This is a genomic window from Rhizobium sp. SG570 (assembly GCF_012275345.1).
GTDB classification, from domain to species: domain Bacteria; phylum Pseudomonadota; class Alphaproteobacteria; order Rhizobiales; family Rhizobiaceae; genus Rhizobium; species Rhizobium lusitanum.
This window is the reverse complement of the sequence record NZ_JAAZQI010000036.1, coordinates 24042-31576: the sequence shown is the minus strand read 5'-3', so window position 1 is coordinate 31576 and position 7535 is coordinate 24042. Positions and strand designations below refer to the sequence as shown.

The window sequence follows — 7535 nt, the reverse complement described above, 5'->3', positions numbered from 1 at the left end:
GCACGCCCGAAATCCGTCCGCTGCAAAACCGTCACCGCGTAGCCAGAGCATCAAAGACAGAAATCCGTTCTTTCAGCGACCGATGCACCAACGCTCCATCAAAGGGCAAGTTCGCGCTTGCGGCGGCCCAATCTGGCTTTTTTGGCTAATTTAGATCGCCTTTCCGAATAGTCGCTGGCGACCATCGGATAATCTGGAGGCAGCCCCCATTTCTTACGATATTCATCTGGCGTCATATTGTAACATACAGTCAAATGCCGCCGCATTGACTTAAACTTCTTTCCGTCTTCAAGGCAAAAAATGGCATCTGGTGTTATGGATAATGTTATCGGGACGGCCGGGCGCAGCGCCCCCCGCACGTCAGTCGATCCGTTCCCGGAAATCGATTTTTTCCTGGCAATATCAATAGCTTGATAGACAGAACTGATAAACCTCGGTAATACTTCGGGCCTGATGAAATTCTTAGTAACATATGCGCAAACAATTTTTGCTGTCAGGGTCTGCATGCTTTCGGCATGCTGCCCCCGCTTGGATTTAGACATCTCGTCTGCCACGGTCCTTCTCCTCTTAACTCCGTTTGACCATTCAATGGGCAATACGGCAATTCTTGCGTTCGCGGCTCCAAAACCCTTGAGCGAAACAGTGGATGGCGCGTCAATGCCGCCATCTGTGACCGCGTTGATCTTCAACACCTTGCCCCTCAGGAGAACGGCCAGAAACAGAGCGTCGAAAGTAATTCCACCATGCATCCGGCCGTAACGCATGTCCGGAGGGAGTGGGGCTAGCGCTCCTGCCCTTCGTCGACGTGCAATGCCCACCCCTTTGGCCAGCGAAAGCCCAGTGGGGGAAGTAGCACTGCAACGAGCCCACTTTGCGACGGAGACAGTTCGGGGGCGAAAACGCGTTGTTTTGCTTGCCTCTCTCCATCTGCTGCTTGCTCATGCCGCATCGCTTCGTCGGATTTCGATTGGCCGCTCCGGCTTGAGGGGGATGCTGGATTACAGCAAACGACCCAGTCCTGGTAACTTTCCTGGGGCGACGATGCGCCACGGAGACCGCATAGAGATGGTGGCCAAACCCACCATCAGGTGCGATAGGATACCCGTTTTCTGGCCATTTCTGTAAGCGATACCGCCGATAGCATGCAGATCGAGACCAAAATCAGCAGGATTACGCCGCCTGCGAAACACTGGAGTCGATGCTCAACCGGCTAGTATCGGATGAGCATCAGCAATGCTTAGTTTGAAGCCGGGGTACTTGGCTCATCTCTCACCACGACGTCCCATCGAAATAGGCTCCGACGAGCGCGGTGTAGCTTAACCACCATTGTCGTATTGCATCGCCATGCCGAAACCCCATTGCGGTCACGTCGCGAAGTTCATCGTGGCCAAAATTCTGGTTTATCGGGCCATCAAACGAAAAACTCAAACCGTCCAGCGCGGCGATCAATCCCGCCTGGTAGTTGGACATAATGGTTTGAATATCGTCAGTTCCGAACCCCAGCGTCGGATCGCTAACAATACGGTATGCTCGCTGGTCGCAGATATGGGCGTGGGCCCAAGCATGCTCCGGGCGATCGTTAAGAGGCTTGAGCTTGGCCAACCGGGAAAGCAATGCATTGACTCTGTTGCTCCCTGTCTGTGAGTTAACTGTTGCAAGACTTAGAAGGGACTCCCCCCCGCGCAGTCGGACCTTGCCCTTCACCAATCTCCAACTACGGTTCTTACTATCTTCGTCTGTCAACGGACCTTCTCCCACCCCGTCGTAAGAGACCGGCTAGGCAAATGCTCCGGGAATACCGGCGTCTGGAAATAATATCCTTGAAAAAATTTAGCGCCGGTTGCAATGGCCGCTCGTAGGTCATTGGCGCTCTCTATCCCCTCGACCACGACGACTGGCGCAAGTTCACTTACAAGCCTTACCAAATACGCGAGGAGATCTTGCCCATTACCGGAAAGCCGGTTGCGCACGTATGACCCATCAATTTTGACGATGTCGAAGTTCGCTTCACATGCAAAATCGGTGGAGTGGTGTGCGATACCGAAGTCATCAAGCGCCACGCGTGCCTCCGTCCCCTTGATTGCCGAAATGAAAGCCATGGCATCCGCCATACTTGGGAGTGCTGCGGTTTCCGTGATTTCGATCACTAGCCGTTTGGCAATGTCCGGGCGGCGGTGCAATTCAGCGAGAGCGGAAGTCCACCAGATATCATCTACTGCGGAAAGTGCCGAGACGTTGCAGCCCAGCACGACATCGGGCCGGTTCTGGAGCTGGCGGATGGTCTCGCGAACAGCATGCCAGTCGAAGACACGCATGAGACCGAGACGTTCCAAAGCATCAATATAGCTTCGTGGAAGAACAATAGCGCCGTCTACATCGAACAAGCGGGCAAGGCACTCGTAATAGAACGGTCGGGCATAGTCTTCCCCACCAACGACAAGCTGCTCCGCGAAGCGCAATTCACCGGCGTTCAACGCTTCATAGGCCAGCGCTGCGGCACACATGTCTATCCGGTATTGTACGGCGTCCAGTTCGGCAAGCGGAGCAAACTTGTTTGGCTCACCGAAGCTAATGCTCAAGCTCGGCACGATCTGTTGTGTCTTTATGGCCACCGGGCGTCGCGCTGCTGCTACGAGCGCTGCCTCCACGTGTACGACTCGCAGGCATTCGGCTGCGTCCTTACCGCTAAGCGCTACTGTCACCCCCCCGGGCCTTTCGCTGATAGTCCAAGCTTCCGTTCTGAACGCGCTGGCGAAACGTTTCCAGATTTCATGCTGTACCCGCGCGGCGGCGCCATCAGAATATGCCGCAGCGATCTGAGGAAGATTATCGATGATCACATCAAAGGATGGTGGGAGCCGTGTCATGCTACCCATCCACAAGCGAAGACGTGGCTATGAATGCCTGGGGCGGCAAACACGAGGATCGCTCCGACGCGGGCGCAACGAACTCCAGGGATCCTGGACACGCACATGGGGTGGATTGGCAATAGTTCCCTCAGCATAGGTTCGCGCATGTGACACTCCTCTTTGATATTGCGGGCGGATATCGGAAATTGCGGACGGCACTAACTGTTTTGCGCGCGTCCTCAGGGTAATCGTCAGGCCAGTTAACGGCGTTCAGTCGCGGATGGTAAGAAGAGCAACGCACCTGGCCGCTGGACAGCTTCAGGCGATCGGAAGGACGGAGCAGAATTTTCGCTGATGCAGGCGTTGAAGGACCGCATGAACATTCACACGTTTTGGCGGCAACTTCATCGCGGCGTTAGCCGCGGCAATACTCAGATGACGCGAAGGCGGGTATTGTGACGGAAGCGTACTGGTGACGGGAGTCGCACGCGCCTTTATGCATGGCGCTATGAGGTACTATCTCGGGGACGATCGAACCGTTGACAGCACCCTTGAGCGGCTGCGCTAGATCGGTAAGCGAACGGCAAAGTCACCCGGGTTCGAGGCAGGCACCGGCGTAACGGTGGGAGGTTGCGGTGGCGATATCGTTGTGCGTATTGGCTGACTATATCGATCCGGATCAATTGACCGGGATCGTCGGCGCGGCGCGTAGGGCATAATCGCACCAGCGTTGTTTTCTACGCGTAGGCGCGGCCTATCGACGTCCGCAAGCGAGCGACGTCCTTGATGCTCTGGTGAGAGACGGAGCGCTATAAGCTTATGCACGCTATGCGCCCGAGTTTGTTTTACTAGCGTACCCAGCCCACATCAGCTTGAATGGGAATTTCGCGGCAGCATAAAGTAGGTTGTATACGAGGCAATAATAAACATCGAATGGCGAACCGCCAAGAAAAAGGCGGAAGGTCATCAGGATAATTGTGAAGCCATAGAAATTCACACGCGTCTTTTGGTATATTCCGCACAGTCCAATCATCAGGATCAAGAGCGCCAGAAGTGCCTGTATATAGCCGCCAAATGCGATCGAGAGATAGCCGACCAGCGACAAGAAAATACCGCCTTGATCCCACCGCAGATAGCGATTGGTGATGTCGATGCTCAAATCCAGCGGCTTTTCCGGCCAAAGGGCACGCGGCACAAACGTCGTAATGGCCACAAGGATATTTTCGGGGCGAGCCGGCTCGTTGGGCTGAACAAATTGTGCAAGGCGATAGCCGTCAAGCGTATCGATCCCGCCACCATACACGGCGATGAAAGGGTTCTCGATTGACTCCGAGAGAGCCGTAGACAGATCAGCCCCTCTTCCCGAAAGGACGTCGCCTCGGAAGTTGGACATAGCGCCGCCCGCGATAGCAAGCGCCAGGCCATACGCGGAATATCGCATCAGCATGGCCATGGTGATTTCCCGACGTGCGATTTTGCCAGCAAAAAAAGCCATGGCCACCGAGAAAATCGGACTTCTGACCGCGCCGATGATGAGAAATATCATCCCGCAAGCGCTGACAAAATAAAAAATCCTTTGATTGAAGAAGTTGTTGAAGGCGAGCACGCTCAGCCCGACAGCGAGGCAGGTCTTGAGAACGGTCACCAGTCCCTGACCACCATCTGCACGGCTGGAGAGATCAGAGTGAAAGGCGATGGTTGATACAGAGCCGACGACGATCAGCACCAATGCGGCGTTGCGTGTTATAAAGTTGAATTCACTTATGTTTCTTTCAGAGAGCGCCGGAACTACAGGCTGGCGATGAGACACAAGAAAGCCTGCCAAAATCTCACCCAGCAGAATGACGCACAGCTCAATCGTCCAATTGCCTGCAAGTTCACCCAGTTCATAAGCTTGTGCGGGCGGCAGAATATGAGGCCCTAAAAGTTTCGTGCTGCTTAACCCAGCAACTTGCATCAGAGCAGAGCCATACAAACAGATGATGTACAGCACACATGCCAGAGCCGACAGTAAGCCGCTCCAGGACATGTTCTGCTGCGTTAACCTGAAGAAGCGAAACAAGGTTATAAGGCAGATTCCGATGAATAGAATTTGGTTCAGCGTGTCCAAATTTCACCTTTAGCGTCGGCAGCAGGAGATGGGTTGCGCGGTCGTTAAGAGCGTCACTTTTGAACGATGACCGCCCGGCTATTGGCCACAAGGAGAGCGTGACCCTTCCTGTCCGGGTCCAGCGCAATCGCGTTGCCCGTCACTGTGCCGTTTGTCGCCGACCCCACGATGATGCCGTCACGATTGCCACGGACGGTATTAAACGCGATTTGAAAATTGCTGACCTGCTCCATGTCCTTATCGCTCGGATCACCAACCAATATGCCGACGCCCGGATGGTCAAGCACGACGTTTTTGACAATCGACAGGCCCTTGATCGTCGTCGCCACGATACCGTCGCGCACCGATCCAATAAGCGTGTTGGCGCGAATGGCGACATCGGCCGATCCGCCCGCGACGTAAATTGAACTGCCAACGGATGAGGCTCGCTTGCGAAACTGGCCCTCGCCGAAAAAGTGCCCGGCGTATTTAACAGTGTTGCCACTCACCGTAACATCTATCGACCTGCCCAGCCCATAATAGCTGTCGGAGAACACCACGATTCCCCCGGCAAACGTATCACTCACCTTGTTATCCTCGATTATCATGCCGTGAACCCCGCTTGATGCAATGCCCTTCGCATAGCCTTGCGCAACGCTGTTACGGCGAAAGATTACGTTTCGCGTGCCGTTGGGGACACGAAAGTCCGTAACAATCACCAGCAAGTCGTCACCGGTCAGGGCGATGTCATTGCCTTCGGCCAGAACGTTGATCACGCAATCATCGAATCCCAATCCATTACCCAAGACCTGGCGCACGCGACAACCGCGAACCGTGACGTTGCTGGCATAAGAAACCTGAATTCCGCCGCCACGCGCGTTGCTGACCTGAACGCGCTCGACCGTGACAAAATCGGCGTTCCACAGATGCGGGTCGCGCACGCCGCCAAGACGCAAACCATAGGCGTTGGGCTTGCGGCTCTCGACCATGCCGGGCTGGCGCACGTCAATCGCATCGGTATAATCAACCGCAATATCGTGTACCCAAAGCCTCTTTGCATGCAACCAGATTGCCGGTTGATGCGTGCCAATCGGCAACGTGGACACAAGCACCGCCGCATCGCCGCTAAATTCCACGTCGTCAAACTGCTCTTCTAAATCGCTAAAGACATATCTGCCTTTGGGGAAGTAAACATGCGTCGGGTTTTTCGATGCTGCGGCCCGCGTCATGGTTCTGCGGATGGCATCGGTATTATCGCTCCGTCCGTCACCTTTTGCGCCGAAATCGGTAACGTCATAGATTTCTCTCTTCATCGCGGCGCGAGCAGAGCTGACGGGTCTCAGGCCGCAAGCATGAGCCGTGGCAAACAGCATCAAAGCTTCGATCAGAGTTCTTCGGCGCATGGCCCCTCTTTCAGTTTCGGTCTCAGAGCCGGGATCAGATCATCCAATGTTGCATGTTTCCACGACGATACGGCGGATGGCTTCGTGAAAACGGTGCGGGCTGAATTTTTCGGCATGGCGCTTGATTGCGGCGGTATCCCATGTTTCAGGGAAGGCACGCACGGCACCGCGGATCGCTTCTGGTGTCGCGTCTTCCATAAAAAGTCCGCTTGTGCCTTCGTCCGTGGAATCGAGGAAGCCACCCGCACGCAAAAGCAGGACGGGTGTTCCAAAGGCATTGGCTTCAATAGGCGTCAGCCCGAAGTCCTCGCGTGAAACCGATATCAAGGCCCGCGCATGAGCATAGAGCCAGCGCAATTGTGCCTCACTGACGTAGCCTGTCGGCACCACATTGTCGGGCGCATCCAAAATCTTGCCCCCTCCGGCAACGGCAAGCATATGCTCGGGCATGCCCCGAAAGGCCTCGACTAAAGGCTGGGCTCCCTTGTACCCGCGCGACCGACCGACCATCAGGAAGAAGGTTTTGCCCACAAGCGCCGAGACTGGCTCTGCTGGCTGGGTTGGATCAACCGAAACCGGCGGGAAAACCACGCGCGCTTCGCGGCCATAAACTAGCCAGATGCGCTCTGCAACGGAGGTGGAATTGGCGATATAGACATCCGCCGAGGCCGCCGCTTTGCGATCCCATTTCATCAGGGCTGGCTGCAGCATGCTTAATGCCGCCCGCACCGGCCAAGGGCGGTCTAGCAAATAGTCCTCCGCCTGATAAAGCCATCGTGCAGGGTTGTGGCAATATACGATCTTGCGGGTCGCGCCTGCGGTTGGGAGGGCATGGGCCCAACCCGACGAACTGCACACCACAGCATCCGCGCGCACCGGCTTGATCGAGTTCCAGACGGAAGCCAGCAACGGCAGCGCGAGGCGCGAATCTTTACGAAACAACTTCACTTTACTTAACGCGGTTGAACGTATGGGAAACCCGTTAATTTCGGGAAACACGTCTTCCGGAGAGTAAATGGCGGTTATCAAGTGACTGGGGTTGAGTGCCCGCGCAAGCTCGATGGTGACCCGTTCGGCTCCACCGCGTTGCGTGAGATAATCATGGGCTAATACTACGTCAAGCTGTCGCATGATCTTAACCTTCATCAATGGAGTGGCTCGGGAAAATTGTTGGGGGGCGAACTTGGCGGCGCG

General features: G+C 55.4%; 6 protein-coding genes. All 6 read right to left on the bottom strand.

From position 1 onward, the window contains the following. Positions 1–98: 98 nt before the first annotated feature. The 6 genes from FHT28_RS34695 to FHT28_RS34670 all read right to left on the bottom strand — a co-directional run bounded on the left by FHT28_RS34695 (position 99) and on the right by FHT28_RS34670 (position 7472). The gene (locus tag FHT28_RS34695) at positions 99–689 is read right to left on the bottom strand and encodes a MucR family transcriptional regulator (RefSeq protein ID WP_348645061.1); all 591 of its coding nucleotides are present in this window, start codon (positions 687–689) and stop codon (positions 99–101) included. 580 nt (positions 690–1269) lie between these two features. After that, entirely contained in the window at positions 1270–1743 is a 474-nt protein-coding gene (locus FHT28_RS34690) for a hypothetical protein (RefSeq protein WP_168598764.1), read from the bottom strand. After that, positions 1740–2867 carry an EAL domain-containing protein gene (locus FHT28_RS34685; protein WP_168598763.1) on the bottom strand — a complete coding sequence of 376 codons (1128 nt, stop codon included), beginning with the start codon at positions 2865–2867 and terminating at the stop codon, positions 1740–1742. The genes FHT28_RS34690 and FHT28_RS34685 overlap by 4 nt, the downstream gene beginning before the upstream one ends. Positions 2868–3675: 808 nt before the next feature. Continuing rightward, positions 3676–4959, bottom strand: a complete 1284-nt coding sequence (locus FHT28_RS34680; protein ID WP_168598762.1) for a hypothetical protein — start codon at positions 4957–4959, stop codon at positions 3676–3678. Positions 4960–5012: 53 nt separating this feature from the next. Continuing rightward, entirely contained in the window at positions 5013–6341 is a 1329-nt protein-coding gene (locus FHT28_RS34675; RefSeq protein ID WP_168598761.1) for a right-handed parallel beta-helix repeat-containing protein, read from the bottom strand. 39 nt (positions 6342–6380) lie between these two features. Next, positions 6381–7472 (bottom strand): glycosyltransferase, encoded by a 1092-nt coding sequence (locus FHT28_RS34670; protein WP_168598760.1) that lies wholly within the window; start codon positions 7470–7472, stop codon positions 6381–6383. Positions 7473–7535: the final 63 nt, after the last annotated feature.